Annotated in this window: 16 protein-coding genes, 1 tRNA gene and 1 other RNA gene; 11 read left to right on the forward strand and 7 right to left on the reverse strand. The window is 69.0% G+C overall.

Features of this window, described 5'->3' with window-relative positions:
- Window positions 1–6 precede the first annotated feature (6 nt).
- Window positions 7–1050, reverse strand: coding sequence for a glycosyltransferase family 9 protein (locus ACVCMG_RS01820; protein WP_447114756.1), 1044 nt, complete (start codon window positions 1048–1050; stop codon window positions 7–9).
- A gap of 75 nt (window positions 1051–1125) precedes the next feature.
- Between ACVCMG_RS01820 and ACVCMG_RS01825 the strand changes: the two genes are divergently transcribed.
- The 8 genes from ACVCMG_RS01825 to ACVCMG_RS01860 all read left to right on the forward strand — a co-directional run bounded on the left by ACVCMG_RS01825 (window position 1126) and on the right by ACVCMG_RS01860 (window position 6120).
- Window positions 1126–1857, forward strand: coding sequence for a 3-deoxy-D-manno-octulosonic acid kinase (locus ACVCMG_RS01825; RefSeq protein WP_447107211.1), 732 nt, complete (start codon window positions 1126–1128; stop codon window positions 1855–1857).
- Window positions 1854–2612, forward strand: a complete 759-nt coding sequence (locus ACVCMG_RS01830) for an MBL fold metallo-hydrolase (RefSeq protein WP_447106149.1) — start codon at window positions 1854–1856, stop codon at window positions 2610–2612. Before ACVCMG_RS01825 ends, ACVCMG_RS01830 begins: the two co-directional genes overlap by 4 nt.
- A gap of 116 nt (window positions 2613–2728) precedes the next feature.
- Window positions 2729–2821 (forward strand) — tRNA-Ser (locus tag ACVCMG_RS01835).
- A gap of 50 nt (window positions 2822–2871) precedes the next feature.
- An RNA gene (ffs, locus tag ACVCMG_RS01840) (signal recognition particle sRNA small type) lies at window positions 2872–2968 on the forward strand.
- A gap of 82 nt (window positions 2969–3050) precedes the next feature.
- Complete coding sequence (gene dnaX / locus ACVCMG_RS01845) at window positions 3051–4712, forward strand: DNA polymerase III subunit gamma/tau (RefSeq protein ID WP_395118654.1); 1662 nt, start codon at window positions 3051–3053, stop codon at window positions 4710–4712.
- Window positions 4712–5035, forward strand: a complete 324-nt coding sequence (locus ACVCMG_RS01850) for a YbaB/EbfC family nucleoid-associated protein (RefSeq protein WP_395121393.1) — start codon at window positions 4712–4714, stop codon at window positions 5033–5035. Before dnaX ends, ACVCMG_RS01850 begins: the two co-directional genes overlap by 1 nt.
- 103 nt (window positions 5036–5138) lie before the next feature.
- The gene (gene recR / locus ACVCMG_RS01855; protein WP_447098830.1) at window positions 5139–5738 is read left to right on the forward strand and encodes a recombination mediator RecR; all 600 of its coding nucleotides are present in this window, start codon (window positions 5139–5141) and stop codon (window positions 5736–5738) included.
- A 37-nt stretch (window positions 5739–5775) separates the two neighbouring features.
- A complete protein-coding gene (locus ACVCMG_RS01860) occupies window positions 5776–6120 on the forward strand; it encodes a histidine triad nucleotide-binding protein (RefSeq protein ID WP_395118650.1) in 345 nt (114 codons plus the stop codon).
- Between the two features lie 65 nt (window positions 6121–6185).
- Here ACVCMG_RS01860 and ACVCMG_RS01865 read toward each other — a convergent pair whose 3' ends face one another.
- The 6 genes from ACVCMG_RS01865 to ACVCMG_RS01890 all read right to left on the reverse strand — a co-directional run bounded on the left by ACVCMG_RS01865 (window position 6186) and on the right by ACVCMG_RS01890 (window position 11812).
- On the reverse strand, window positions 6186–6776 hold the full coding sequence (locus ACVCMG_RS01865; RefSeq protein ID WP_395118648.1) for a Slp family lipoprotein: 591 nt from the start codon (window positions 6774–6776) through the stop codon (window positions 6186–6188).
- A 46-nt stretch (window positions 6777–6822) separates the two neighbouring features.
- On the reverse strand, window positions 6823–8790 hold the full coding sequence (locus ACVCMG_RS01870) for a transglutaminase TgpA family protein (protein ID WP_447114757.1): 1968 nt from the start codon (window positions 8788–8790) through the stop codon (window positions 6823–6825).
- On the reverse strand, window positions 8787–9740 hold the full coding sequence (locus ACVCMG_RS01875) for a DUF58 domain-containing protein (RefSeq protein WP_447114758.1): 954 nt from the start codon (window positions 9738–9740) through the stop codon (window positions 8787–8789). The genes ACVCMG_RS01870 and ACVCMG_RS01875 overlap by 4 nt, the downstream gene beginning before the upstream one ends.
- Window positions 9740–10681 carry an AAA family ATPase gene (locus tag ACVCMG_RS01880; protein ID WP_447114759.1) on the reverse strand — a complete coding sequence of 314 codons (942 nt, stop codon included), beginning with the start codon at window positions 10679–10681 and terminating at the stop codon, window positions 9740–9742. Before ACVCMG_RS01880 ends, ACVCMG_RS01875 begins: the two co-directional genes overlap by 1 nt.
- Before the next feature lie 79 nt (window positions 10682–10760).
- Window positions 10761–11357, reverse strand: a complete 597-nt coding sequence (locus tag ACVCMG_RS01885) for a Maf family protein (RefSeq protein WP_447100303.1) — start codon at window positions 11355–11357, stop codon at window positions 10761–10763.
- Window positions 11357–11812: a hypothetical protein gene (locus ACVCMG_RS01890; RefSeq protein ID WP_395118638.1), complete on the reverse strand. Its 456-nt coding sequence runs from the start codon at window positions 11810–11812 to the stop codon at window positions 11357–11359. The genes ACVCMG_RS01885 and ACVCMG_RS01890 overlap by 1 nt, the downstream gene beginning before the upstream one ends.
- Window positions 11813–11957: 145 nt before the next feature.
- On the opposite strand from ACVCMG_RS01890, the gene ACVCMG_RS01895 reads away from it, so the two are divergent.
- The 3 genes from ACVCMG_RS01895 (at window position 11958) to ACVCMG_RS01905 (ending at window position 13877) form a co-directional block, all read left to right on the forward strand.
- A complete protein-coding gene (locus ACVCMG_RS01895; protein WP_447107210.1) occupies window positions 11958–12476 on the forward strand; it encodes a YceD family protein in 519 nt (172 codons plus the stop codon).
- Between the two features lie 83 nt (window positions 12477–12559).
- Complete coding sequence (gene rpmF / locus ACVCMG_RS01900; protein WP_136257062.1) at window positions 12560–12754, forward strand: 50S ribosomal protein L32; 195 nt, start codon at window positions 12560–12562, stop codon at window positions 12752–12754.
- Between the two features lie 148 nt (window positions 12755–12902).
- A complete protein-coding gene (locus ACVCMG_RS01905) occupies window positions 12903–13877 on the forward strand; it encodes a beta-ketoacyl-ACP synthase III (RefSeq protein ID WP_447098836.1) in 975 nt (324 codons plus the stop codon).
- The last annotated feature ends 39 nt before the right edge of the window (window positions 13878–13916 follow it).

The raw sequence follows: 13916 nt of genomic DNA on the forward strand, positions 1-13916 counted from the left end.
CGAAGGTCAGGCCAGGCCGAGGTCGCGTGCGGCTGCCTCGTAACGGTCGATCACCGCATCCACGTCGATCAAGTCCATCACGCCGGTGCGTTCGATCTTGCTGCCCCACGGAATCTCCGCTGCCGGTCGGCCCAGGTACTTGCGCGCGGCCTCGTCGTACTTGTTCACGCACCAGCGTCGATCGGAGTAGGGGCCGGAGCGCTCCGGGTTGCTGGCGGCATGCAGGCCGAGCACGCGGGTGCCGACGCTGTTGGCCATGTGCATGGGACCGGAATCCGGGCCCAGCAGCAGCTGCGCGCGAGCGAGCAGGGCCAGCAGTTTCTTCAGGGTGTCCTTGCCGGTGAGATCGAGCGGCGCGCGCCGGCAGGCGGCCAGCACCGCGTCGGCCATGGCGCGCTCCGATGCGGATGGTCCGCCAATCAGGGCCACCCGCCAGCCGCGGGAGGCGACATGGTCCATCACCGCCGCGTAGCGCTCGGGCCGCCAGTTGCGCAAGGCATGGCTGGAGGCGGGGCTGACCAGCAAGGTGGGTGTGTCGCCGGGCAGTTGCGTGGCGGCCCAGGCGTGCGCTTCGCCGGGGATCGGGATGTCCCAGCGCACCTGCGTCTGTTGCAGGCCCAGCGGTTCGCAGAAGCTGCCGATCGCGTCGAGCACGTGTTCGCCGCCGCGTGCAGGGATGCGCTCGTTGATGACCAGGCCGTGCAGGTCTTTCGCACGGGCGCGGTCGTAACCGATGCGCCGATCCGCCTTGACGGCCAGGCTCAGCAGGTTCGAGCGCATCGCCACCTGCATCTGCAGCAGCGCGTCGAAGCGACGTCCCTGCAGGGCGGCACGCACTGCACTCAGGCCGGCCCAGCCGGCGGCCTTGTCGAAGGTGACGAACTCCACGCCGGGCAGGTCGCCCACCAGTTTGCGTTCGAGCTTGCCGACGATCCACGTCAGCGCGGTCTGCGGCCACGCCTGTTGCAGCGTGCGCACCAGTGGCACGACGTGGGTGACGTCGCCGATGGCGGAGGTACGCAGCAGGCAGATCGAGGAAGGTGCATTCATCGCGATGGTCGTTGGCCCGCGCCAGCGGAAGGCAGGGCGGGCCTGTGGGTTAGAATCGGTGTCCGGTCACAAGGCATCATGATGCCCGAACGCATCCAGCAAGACGCCCACGGCGCGATTCTGTGTGACGCCGCCGTATCGTCACAAGTCGACGACGACTGGTTTGCGCCGGATTACTGGCGCGAACGCGGCGCCTTGCGCATGCAGGCCGGCGGCCGCGGCGGCGTGGCGATCATCGCGAGCCCGCTCGGCGAGTGCGTGCTGCGCCACTATCGTCGTGGCGGACTGGTACGGGCACTGCTGGGCGATCGCTACCTGTGGCTGGGGGCGCGGCGCAGCCGGCCTTTCAGGGAGTTCCGGCTGCTTGCCGAGATCGCGCGGCTGGGCTTGCCCGGGCCATGCGCGGTCGCCGCGCGTTACCGTCGCCAGGGTCTGCTGTATCGCGCCGACCTCATCACGCATCGCATCGCCGGCGCGCGGACGCTCGCCGAGTGCCTGGCCGGCGGTGACCTCGGCAGCGAGCTTGCGGTCGAGGTCGGCGCGGTGGTCGGGCGTTTCCATCGGGCCGGCATCTGGCATGCCGACCTGAACGCGCACAACGTCCTGGTCTCGGCCGCCGGCCTGCATCTGATCGACTTCGACCGCGGTCGCCAGCGTGCGCCCGCACCCGGTTGGCGCCGGGCGAACCTGCAGCGGCTGCGCCGGTCGTTGCTCAAGCTCGGCGCCGCCGCGGCAGGCGAGCAGGCGTTCGAGCGCGAAATCTGGCAGCCTCTGCTGCATGGCCACGAGCGCGCACTGACGGCATGAACTGGCAACTGCATTTTCTCGGCGTGGGCGCCGCGCATGCGACGGCGCTGGGTGCCTCTGCCGCCGTCCTCGTGCGCGCGGGCAAGCCGGTGCTGCTGATCGACTGCGGACCGGGCACGCTCGACCGCTACACGGCAAGCTACGGCACCCTGCCGGACGCGGTGTTCATCACCCACACCCACATGGATCATGTCGCGGAGCTGGAGCAGTTGTTCATCCGGCTCTGGTTCGATCCGGCGCGGCGCGGGCGGATGCGCCTGTTCACCCACGCCGCGCTGGTGCCATGGCTGCAGACGCGGGTGGCCGATTACCCCGGTGCGCTGGCCGAAGGCGGAGTCAATTTCTGGGAGGCGTTCCAGCTGGTGCCGTGCAGTCGCGGCTTCTGGCTGGATGGCTGCTGGTTCGACGTGTTCGCCACCCGCCATCACGTGCCGGGCACCTCGTACGGCCTGGCGCTGGAGGGCAGTTTCGTCTACACCGGCGACACCCGGCCGATCCCGGAAGTGCTGGCGCGGCATGCCGGCGGCGCGGCGCTGGTCGCCCACGACTGCAGCCTGCTCGGCAATCCGTCGCACACCGGCATCGACGACATCGCGCGGGAATACCCGCAGGCGCTGCAGCGACAGTTGCTTCTTTACCACTACGGCAGCGCGGCCGATGGCGATGCGCTGGCGGCACGCGGTTTCCGTATCGCCACGCCGGGGCAACGCGTCGCGTTGCAGGCGCCGGCCGCGCCGCGCGCCGACGCCGGTTGACTCCCGTTCGATTTGCTTGCCTGCATCCGGGCCTGCGGCTATCCTTCCGCTTCTTTGTCGGGCGGGATGCCCCGCAAGGAAGATCCGGGCGTCCTTGCCGGGTTGCTTCGAAAAGTGGAGAGGTGTCCGAGTGGTTGAAGGAGCACGCCTGGAAAGTGTGTATACGGCTTATCCCCGTATCGCGGGTTCGAATCCCGCCCTCTCCGCCAATTGAGTGAAGTGAGTCACGGCGAGCGCCGTGCAACGTCCATGGTGGCCCCGTCGGTCCCCCCGCGACGATAGTTCGCAAACTCCGCCAGGTCCGGAAGGAAGCAACGGTAGCGAATGACTCGGGTGCCGGGGTGTGGCTGGCGGGGCCGCCACCATTTCGGGCCGGACGTTTGCTGACTTGCGTGCGCCGACTTGGCACAATCGACCTTTGTCCCCACGTTGGCAGTCATGTCCTATCAGGTACTCGCCCGCAAGTGGCGCCCGCGCAAGTTCTCCGAGCTGGTGGGGCAGGAACACGTGGTGCGCGCGCTCACCAACGCGCTCGACACCGGCCGCATGCATCACGCCTACCTGTTCACCGGCACCCGCGGCGTCGGCAAGACCACCATTGCGCGCATCTTCGCCAAGTCGCTGAACTGCGAGCGCGGGCAGTCGGCCGATCCGTGCGGCGAGTGTTCGGTGTGCACGGCGGTGGACGAAGGCCGCTTCGTCGACCTGCTGGAGATCGACGCGGCCAGCAACACCGGCGTGGATGACGTGCGCGAGGTGATCGAGAACGCGCAGTACGCGCCGTCGCGCGGCCGCTTCAAGGTGTACCTGGTCGACGAGGTGCACATGCTGTCGAAGAACGCGTTCAACGCGTTGCTGAAGACGCTGGAAGAGCCGCCACCGCACGTGAAGTTCCTGCTCGCCACCACCGACCCGCAGAAGCTGCCGGTGACGGTGCTGTCGCGCTGCCTGAAGTTCAACCTGAAGCGGCTGCTGCCGGAGCAGATCTCCGGCCAGATGCGGCACATCCTGGGTGCCGAGAACATCGCCTATGAAGACAGCGCGATCGGCGAGCTGGCCCGCGCCGCGGATGGCTCGCTGCGCGATGGCCTGTCGCTGCTCGACCAGGCCATCGCCTATGGCGGCGGCGCGCTGCACGCCGACGACGTGCGCACCATGCTGGGCAGCGTGGCGCGCGGGCAGGTGCTCGGCGTACTGGAGGCGCTGGCTTCGGGCGACGGCGAGCAGCTGCTGGTCGAGTGCACGCAGATCGCCTCCTATTCGCCCGACTTCGGCGGCGTGCTCGACGACATCGCCGGCCTGCTGCATCGCCTGCAGCTGATCCAGCTGATTCCCGGCTACCGGCCGGAAGCGGATGACGCCGACGGCGCGCTGGCCGACCTCGCCGGGCGCATCACGCCGGAGGACGTGCAGCTGTACTACCAGATTGCAGTGACGGGCCGGCGCGACCTCACGCTGGCGCCCGACGCCCGCACCGGTTTCGAGATGGCCTTGCTGCGCATGCTCGCTTTCCGTCCGGGCGACGAACCCGCGGCGGCGCGCATGGCGCCGCGTGCGCCGACGAGCCAGGCGCACGCGCGTGCACCCGCACCGCCGTCCGCAGATACTCGCGCTGCCACGCCGACACCCGCGCCAGCACCGCGCGAGCCCGCCGCGCAGGCCCCGGCGCCCGCGCCGATCGCACGCGATGCGAGCGGCCGGCCGGATTGGGAGGCGCTGATCGAACGGGCCCAGCTGCGCGGGCCGTTCAGCGTGGTGGCGCAGAACGCGGTGCTGCGCGAGCGTGACGGCCAGACCTTGGTGCTGGCGTTGCAGCCGGCGCACATGGGCATGGCGGTGGAGCCCATGGTCAGCCAGATGGAGGATCGCATCAGCCAGGCGCTGGGCGAGACCATCCGCCTGCGCTTCGTCAGCGAGAGCCAGGCCGACGCCATGCAGACCCCGGCGGCGCGCGCGGCCAAGGCACGCGACAGCGCGCAGAGCGCGGCCGAGCAGGCGATCGAGGACGATCCGCTGGTGCAGAGCCTGAAGCGCGACTTCGGCGCCCGCGTCGTGCCGCAATCCGTCAAACCCTTGGGCAACGAACCCGGAGCCAGATGATGAGAGGACAAATCGGTCAGTTGATGCAGCAGGCGCAGCGCATGCAGGAAGACATGAAGCGCGCGCAGGAGGAGATCGCGAAACTCGAAGTCACCGGCAGCGCCGGCGGCGGCCTGGTCAGCGTGGTGATGACCGGCGCGCATGAAGTGCGCCGCGTGCAGATCGACCGGCAGACCTTTGCCGACGACCCCGAGATGGCGGAAGACCTCGTCGCCGCCGCCGTGAACGACGCCGTCAACAAAGTTGCCCAGGCCAGCAAAGACAAGCTCGGCGGCGTCACCGCCGGGATGAACCTGCCGGCCGGGTTCAAGATGCCGTTTTGAGCCGGAAATCGGAAATGGGGAATCGCGAGACCAGGCGCGGGAGCCAGCGAGCCGTGCTTTCCCGACTCTCCATTCCCGATTCCCCATTCGCGGCCAAGGGCCCATGAACAGCTCCCCACTTCTTGCCGAACTGATCGAGGCGCTGCGCTGCCTGCCCGGCGTGGGTGGCAAGAGTGCGCAGCGGATGGCGTTTCATCTGCTTGAGCGCGAGCGCGAGCGCGGGTCGCGGCTTGCGCGGGTGATGGCGCAGGCGATGGAGAAGATCGGCCACTGCGAGCGTTGCCGCAATTTCAGCGAGGAGCCGCTGTGCGCGTTGTGCGCCAGTGCCAGTCGTGATCGACAGGTGTTGTGCGTAGTCGAGTCGCCGACCGAACTGGCGGCGATCGAGCAGGCCACCGGTTATCGTGGCCAGTACTTCGTGCTGATGGGCCGGCTGTCGCCGCTGGACGGGCTCGGGCCGGAAGAACTGGGGCTGGCGAAACTGACCCGGCGCCTGGGCGAGGGCGAGATCGAGGAGATGATCATCGCCACCAATCCCACCGTGGAAGGTGACGCGACCGCGCACTACCTCGCGCAGCTGGCGCGTGCCGGTGGCGTGCGCCCGACCCGGCTGGCCTACGGCGTGCCGCTGGGCGGCGAACTGGAATACGTCGACCGCAGCACGCTGGCGCATGCGTTCGGCGGTCGCCAGATACTGGACTGATGACGGCCACCGCGCCGCCGGATCGAGGGAGTCAAGCATGAGCGATACCATTTTCAGCAAGATCGTCCGCCGCGAGATTCCCGCCGACATCGTCTACGAGGACGACGAGGTGCTGGGCTTCCGCGATCTGAATCCGCAGGCACCGGTGCACGTGCTGTTCATTCCCAGGCAGTCGCTGGCGACGCTCAACGACGCGACTCCGGAACAGGCGGCCCTGCTCGGAAAACTGCTGCTGGCCGCCGCGGCCTACGCCAAGCAGGAAGGCTTCGCCGAGCAGGGTTATCGCACCGTGATCAATTGCAACGAGGATGGCGGCCAGACCGTCTTCCACATCCATGTCCATCTGCTGGCCGGACGCCGCATGCATTGGCCGCCGGGCTGACCGGCGCGGACCTGACGAAAAACGGAAAACGCCGGCTGCGAGCCGGCGTTTTCGTAGGCAGATGGTTACTTCTTCGGCGGCGGTGGCGGTGCCGGCGGACGCACCACGATCACCCGCGGGCCGCCCCAGTACGGATAGCCCCACGGGCTGCCCCAGTACGGGCCGAAGCCCGGGCCCCAGAACGGGTCGTAGAAGCCTGGCGGGTAGGCTGCGCGGGGCTGTCGCTTGGGCCACAGGTAGACCACGTTCGCCTCGATGCGCGGGTAGGCGTAGTCGTACTCGCCGACCTTCTTGGTCACGGTGCCGTGCAGGGTGCCGGTCACGGTCAGCTCGCGTCCGCGGGTGAACACCTCAGGGTCGTAGAAACCGTCACGGCAGGCGACGAAGCGGCCGTCGTTCTCGCCCGAATTGCCCAGGCGCGGTCGTGCCTGCTTGTCCAGCGGGCGCGACAGCACGAAGAAGCAGGTCTGCTGCGGGCCGGGTTCGGTCTTGATGATCTCGCCACCCCAGCGAACCGGGGTGTCGCCGGCGCCGCCCTGTCGCGCACTGGCGGTGGAGACGGTGGCGTAGTTTCCCTGCAGCGGTTGCGGGATCGTCGCACAACCACCCAGCACGGCAACCGCGGCGGCGAGGGTGAGAGGACGGTAAAGAGACATGAGGTTTTCTCCGTCAGGAACGATGGTGTCCACCATCGCATCGATGTCATTTGACCACGTTCGTTACCCGAAAATCCCGCACCATGCGCCGGAACGCGTGGACTGATTCAGGCGCGGGTTCGTCGCTGGCATAGCAAAGCTCCAGGTACTGCTGCATCAACTCCGTCAGCTGGCCGCGCTGCGCCGGCAGGGCACGTGCCGCGCGGCTCAGGTAGTGCTGCGGGCCTTCGCCGGTCCGCCGGACGATCCGTTGCCGTGCGAGCTTGCGTTCCAGCGCGCGCAAGGCCTCCCGCAACGGGTCGCGCGGCTGCCGCCGCCGCAATGCCCACGCCAGCCCGATGGCGATGAACAGGCTGCTGCCGATGGCCAGCAGCACACCCAGCGTCCTCGTGTCGGTGTCGCGGATGCCGAACGGGGTCAGCAAGCCGCGCTGACGTAGCGCATCAAACGCCACAACGCCCTGGTCCCACCACCGGTTGACAATGTCCCAGCGATTGCGGAACTGCTGCAGCCAGTCGCGTCGGTACCAGTCCAACTGATCACCCGCGGCAGCGGCAGCGCCCAGGCTGACCCGTTCGGGGCGCACGGCGGCCGTGGGGTCGACGCGCACCCAGCCGCGACCGGCCAGCCACACTTCGCTCCATGCATGGGCATCGGAGTTGCGCACCAGCAGATAGTTGCCCAGCTTGTTCCAGTAGCCACCCTGGTAGCCGGTGACCACGCGTGCCGGAATGCCGGCTGCGCGCATCAGCACGGTGAATGCGGACGAGTAGTGCTCGCAATAGCCTTCGCGCGTGGCGAACAGGAAATCGTCCATGGCGTCGCGGCCCAACGGTGCCGGCGCGAGCGTGTAGCGAAACCCGCCATCGTGAAACAGCGCCAGCGCCTCGCGGACGATGGCGTTGTCGTCGCTGCCGTGGCGCTCGCGCCAGGATTGGCCGAGCGCCAGCGTGCGCGGGTTGAAGCGGGCGGGGAGCTGCAGCCAGCGCTGCGGTCGCGCGTCCAACCGCGGTTCGAGCCGGTATCGCGTCGCCGAATCGAGCGCATAGCTGAGCGCATCGTCGACCGGTCGGCTGGCTACCACCACGCGGTCCCTGCGCATGACCGCGCCCGCGGGCGCCTCGATCGGCACGTCCAGGGTCGGCAGCACGCGGCGGTGCGTGGGCAGCAGGTTGATCCGGTAGCCGATCGACTGCTCGACCTCGAGCGGCACCGGTGCTGCGTGGGCCACGTCGTCATAGCTCCAGCTCACGCCGTCGTACCTGGCCATGACGAAGGCGCGAAAGTAGCGCTGGTCCGGCGGCGGCGGTGGGCCGTCGAAGGTGACCCGCATGGCCGGGTGATCGTCGGTCAACAGCTCGGTGAAGGCACCCGGACTCATGCGGTCGCTGAGGCCGGTGCGCGCCTGGTCGCGGCCGGGTGCGCCCCACAACGGCGAACCCAGCCGGGGCACCAGCACGAAGGCGAGCAAGGCCAGCGGGAGTGCCGCCGCCAGCAGCGCCAGCGCGGGCATGAAGCTGCGCGTCATGCCGGTCGCCGGTTGCGCGGGTTCCAGCGCCCGCAGGGTGGCCAGCGCGGGCACCAGTCCCAGCGCCACCACCAGCGTGCTGACCATGCCCTGGTCGAACAGCAGGGCGGTCATCAGGGTGAAACAGGCGAAGCCCACCCCGACGCGCACGTCGCGCAGCGTTTCGGTTTCCAGCAGCTTGAGCACCAGCAGGCCGATGCCCAGCGCGGTGCCCGGCGCACGCCCGAACAGGTTGCCGTAGTAGGCGATGATCGCCAGGGTCAGCAGGGTCAGCAGCGGCAGCTTGATCGCCTGCGGCACGCGACCGGGGTGGCGGTGACGCTGCCACCAGCGGCTGCCCAGGATCACGGCAAGCGCGGCACTGAGCCACCACGGCAGGTGGCTGGCGTTGACCGCCAGCACGAAGGCTGCGCTGAGGCAGAGCAGGTCGAACGCGCGTTGTGGCAGCGCGATCGCCGGCTTGCCCGGTTTCCTGCGCCCGCTCACGGCAGGGCCGCCAGCGCGTCCATGCAGCGGACGTAGTGCTGCAGTCCGCTGCCGCTGCCGATCTCGGTGCCCGGCAGCCACAGGCTGTAGCTGCAGCGCTGCGCCTGCGCCTCGTTGAGCCAGCGTGCCAGTCGCGCGATGCGGGCTTCATCGTCCAGACCATGCAGTTGCCGCCAGTCCAGGCGCCACTGCGGCCGGCTGCGCGGCTGTTCGAAGTCCTTCACCAGCAGGTCGTCGTGGCGGGCGCTGGGTTTCCAGGCGATGTGCCGTTGCGGATCGCCGGCGCGATAGTCGCGCAACGCGGCCAGTTCCTCGCCGCGGTGAAGTTGCATGTGGCGGGCGTCGTCGGCCATCGCCCGTGGCGCCGGACCGGTCGCCTCCGGGCGCGGCCAGACCAGCACGGATTGCTCCGGGTGCAGCCAGCTCCAGGCGCGGAACATGCCCAGCGGCCAACTGGTCCACAGGCGCAGTCGCGGCAGCGGTTGCCAGCCGCGCCGGTGGGTCGGCAGGCGCAGGCGGACCTGGGCGGCGTCGGCGCTGTCCACGGCGAAGGCAGTCGATTCGTCGTCCAGGTCCAGTCGGAGGGCGCCGCGCGGGCGATCCGAATGGAACGAGCACACCAGCTCGATCGCCTCTCCGGCGATCGCGTGGCCGGCGCGCAGGTGATCCAGGCGCAGCCCGTCGAGGTTGCGGAATGCCACCAGCATGCTCGCCGCACTCGCTGCGCCGAGCAGGCAGGTCAGCAGCAGGGCGGCGTTGTTGTTGTAGTTCAGCGCGCCGACCAGCATCACCAGCAACAGCACGGTGAAGCCGAGGCCGAAGCCGCTGGGCACGATATAGATGCGTCGGCGATGCAGGGTGATCGGCAACCGCTCCGGGCGGCGGTAGCGGGTCAAGGCCGGCAGGCGCTTTTCCGCCCGGCGTTGCAGGCGTTGCATCAGGCCTCGCATCAATCCACCGCCACCTCGGTCAGCAACTGCCGCGCCAGCTGCGCTCCGTCGGCCCCCCGCGTGGCCGGCAGTCGGTGAGCTGCCAGCGGCACGAACAGGGCCTGGATGTCTTCGGGCAGTACATGACTGCGGCCGCTGAGCATGGCCCAGGCGCGGGCAGCGCCCAGCAACGCCAGGCCCGCGCGTGGCGACAGGCCCGCGCGGATCTCCGGATGGCGCCGGCTCGCGGCCAGCAGCGCCTGCAGATAGTCGAGCAGGGCGCTGCTGGCAGTGATGGCCTGCACCCGCTGGTGCAGGGCCAGCAGCGATTCGGCGTCCAGCTGCGGGGTGAGTCGGGCCAGCATGTCGCGGCGATCGCTGCCGGTGAGCAGCGCGCGCTCGGCGCCGGGGTCGGGGTAATCCAGCGACAGCCGCAGCATGAACCGGTCCAGTTGCGAATCCGGCAGCGGGAAGGTGCCGTTGAGATCGAGCGGATTCTGCGTGGCGACGACGAAAAAGGGTGGGGCCAGCGCGTGGGTCTGGCCGTCCACGGTGACCTGGTTCTCCGCCATCGCCTCAAGCAGCGCGCTTTGCGTCTTGGGGCTGGCCCGATTGATCTCGTCGGCGAGCAGCAGGCCGGTGAAGATCGGCCCGGGATGGAAGCGGAAGCTCCCGCTGTCGCGCTCGTAGACGCTGACCCCGATGATGTCCGACGGCAGCAGGTCGCTGGTGAACTGCACGCGCTGGAACTCCAGCCCGAAGGTGGCGGCCAGCGCATGCGCCAGGGTGGTCTTGCCCACGCCGGGCACATCCTCCAGCAGCAGATGGCCGCCGGCGATCAGGCAGGTGAAGGCGAGTTTGACCTGATGCGGCTTGCCCAGCAGGACGCGATTGACCTGGTCGATCGCGGCTTGCAGGCGTTGTTGCAGGGCTTCGGCGCGGGGCTCGATGGTGGCGGACATGGTTTCTCGACGGTCTGGAGCCAAGGCGGGCGCGGTCCGCGCCGTGTGTCCGGCAGTGTAGCGGCACGCCCGTCGCCGCTCAGGGCACGGCGACGCCGGCCTGGCGCAGCATGCGCGCGAGTGCGATCAGCGGCAGGCCGATCAGGGCGCTGGGATCGCGATTGTCGATTTCCTCGAACAGGCTGATGCCCAATCCTTCGCACTTGAAGCTGCCGGCGCAATCCAGCGGCAGCTCGCGTGTGACGTAGCGCTCGATTTCCGCGCTGCCCAACTCGCGAAAGCGGACCCGGGTGTCATCCACGTGGGTTTGCGAGCGGCCATGACGGGTGTCGAGCAGGCACAACGCGGTGTGGAAATGCACGACGCAGCCGGAGCTGGCGCCGAGCTGCTCGCGGGCCGCCTCCACGCTGCCGGGCTTGCGCAGGATGGCGCCGTCGAGCGCGGCCACCTGGTCGGAGCCGATCACCAGCGCGTCGTCGAAATCCGCGGCCACGGCGGTTGCCTTGGCGATCGCCAGGCGCAGGGCACGCGACGCGGGAGCTTCCCCGGCCTGCGGTGTCTCGTCGGTATCGGGCGCGGCCTGCTCGAAATCCGCCAGCAGGCGGCGCAGCAGGTCGGCGCGGTAGCGGGAGGTCGAGGCCAGCACGATGCGGCGTCGCGTGTGCAGTTTGTCCATCAGTGGTCCGAATCGCGGCGGATCTGCTCGCGCATCGCGCTGTTCAGCTCGGTTTGCGCCTGGGCCAGTGCCTTCAGCAGCGGCTGCAGGCGGTCGCGCGCCTCGCGCATCGAGCTGGCGGTTTCGTCCAGTTCGTGCTGGCTCGCGGCGGGGGACCGGTCGCGAATCCACAAGCGTTGCTGCAGCAGCGCGCGCAGCCCCGCATCGACCGCGTGACGGGCGTCCTTTTCACTGGCGGCGGGCAGGTCCGGGTTCAGCGACATCACCGCATGCGCCTGCTGCAGGCCGGAGCGGCAGGTTTTCAGGTCGATCTCCAGCCGGTCGGCGAGGTCCAGCAGGTCGCGGATGCTGCCGGCGCGCCGGTTCTGGTGCTTGCGCAGCAGCATGGCCGTGCCGGCCAGCAGGATCAGGATGGCGAGGCAGGCCGCCACGCTGAGCGTGAGGTACGGATTCAAGGGCGCGGCTTCGTCGTGCGGGAGTGGCCCAGTCTGCCGCATCGGGGCGGGATCAGGCAAAATGCACCTGACAGACGTCGGCGTCGGCGGTCCGGCGCAGCCGCGGGTTGACTTGGCGACCCGGCAAACCTACCATTCCGCGATTATGTCCGTGACACTGCCAGAGTCCGTGGACGCTTGGCGCATGGTCTCGGCGCGGCGTTCATTCGAGGGAACGCTGCCCATCGCGAGCCTGCGGCGCCTCGGCGAGGCACTTGCCGGCACCGGTGGCGAGGTCAGTTTCACGCTTGATTTCGGGCGCGACGATCTCGGCACCAGCTACGTGGATGTTCGCGCCAGCGCGCCGCTGACGTTGATCTGTCAGCGTTCGCTGGAACCGTTCGTGCTGCCGGTTGCGGTGCACACGCGGCTGGGGCTGATCGGCCAGGAACGCGACGAGGCGGGGTTGCCGCCCGATTGCGAACCGCTGCTGGTGGCCGAGGATGGCCGCCTGCGACCGGCGGATGTGATAGAGGACGAATTGCTGTTGGCGCTGCCGCTGGTCCCGGTCAACCCGGACAGCCGGTTGCCCGACGAAGTGACAGGCCGCGACCCGGCGCAGGATCATGCCGAATCGGGGCGCTCGGAGAATCCGTTCGCGGTATTGCGCGAGCTGAAGAAATAACGTCGGCCCGGCTCGCCTGATCCGGGCCGTTCGATCAACGATCATCCCGCTTCATTTCACCACGTTTCAGTTGGAGAACTACCATGGCTGTTGCCAAGAGCCGCCGTACCCCGTCCACCCGCGGCATGCGTCGTGCCCACGACAAGCTGAGCACCGTGCAGCTTTCCACCGACCCGACCAGCGGCGAGGTGCACCTGCGCCACCACGTCACCAAGGACGGCTACTACCGTGGCAAGAAGGTGATCCAGGCCAAGGCCGCGGTGTCGGTCGAGGATTGACCGGGTTGCCGGGGCCCTGCGGGGTCCCGCCGGGCGATCAACCGGAACGGCGCGGCGACGCGCCGTTTTTGCGTTCCGCCACCCGGGCACGTAACGTACGGCGTCGGCCCAGCGGCCGATCCCGCAGTCCCTGCCGATGGAAAGTTGAATGACCCAGATTTATTCCCGCCTCGTCGCCACCGGCAGCGCCTTGCCCGAGCGTATCGTCACCAATGCCGATCTGGAAAAGATCGTCGACACCAGCGACGAGTGGATCCGCACCCGCACCGGCATCCGCCAGCGGCACATCGCCGCCGACGGCGAAACCACGGGCGACTTGTCCTTCCGGGCCGCGCAGAACGCGCTGGAGGCGGCGGGCGTCAAGGCGTCCGAGCTCGACCTGATCGTGCTCGGCACGACCACGCCGGACCTCATCTTTCCTTCCACCGCCTGCCTGCTGCAGCATCGCCTGGGCGCCAACGGATGCGCGGCGTTCGACGTGAATGCGGCGTGCTCGGGCTTCGTCTACGCGTTGGGCGTTGCCGACAAGTTCATCCGCAGCGGGCAGTCGAAGAAGGTGCTGGTGGTGGGCGCCGAGACGCTCACCCGGATGGTCGACTGGACGGAGCGCGAAACCTGCGTGCTGTTCGGCGACGGCGCCGGCGCGGTGGTGCTGGAGGCGTCCAGCGAACCGGGCGTCTACGCCACCTGCCTGCACGCCGACGGCGGCTACAAGCACCTGCTGTACAACCCGGTGGGCGTGTCGGCCGGTTTCAGCGACGAGCCCAATCACGGCGTGCGCATCCGCATGTCCGGGCGCGAGGTGTTCAAGGTCGCGGTGAAGACGCTGGACGCCCTGGTCGGCGAGACGCTGGAGGCGGCCGGCATGCAGGAGTCGGACATCGACTGGCTGATCCCGCACCAGGCCAACCTGCGCATCATCGAGGCGACCGCCAAGCGGCTGAACATGTCGATGGAGCGGGTCATCGTGACGGTCGACAAGCATGCGAACACGTCCTCGGGTTCGGTGCCGCTCGCGCTCGATTACGCGGTGCGTTCGGGCAAGGTGCAGCGTGGCCAGAACCTGTTGCTGGAAGCATTCGGCGGCGGTTTCACCTGGGCCTCGGCGTTGCTGCGTTACTGAGCCACCGCGGTTCCGGCGAGTTCTTCGTGATGCCGCCCA

Source organism: Rhodanobacter sp. UC4451_H18, assembly GCF_052978225.1.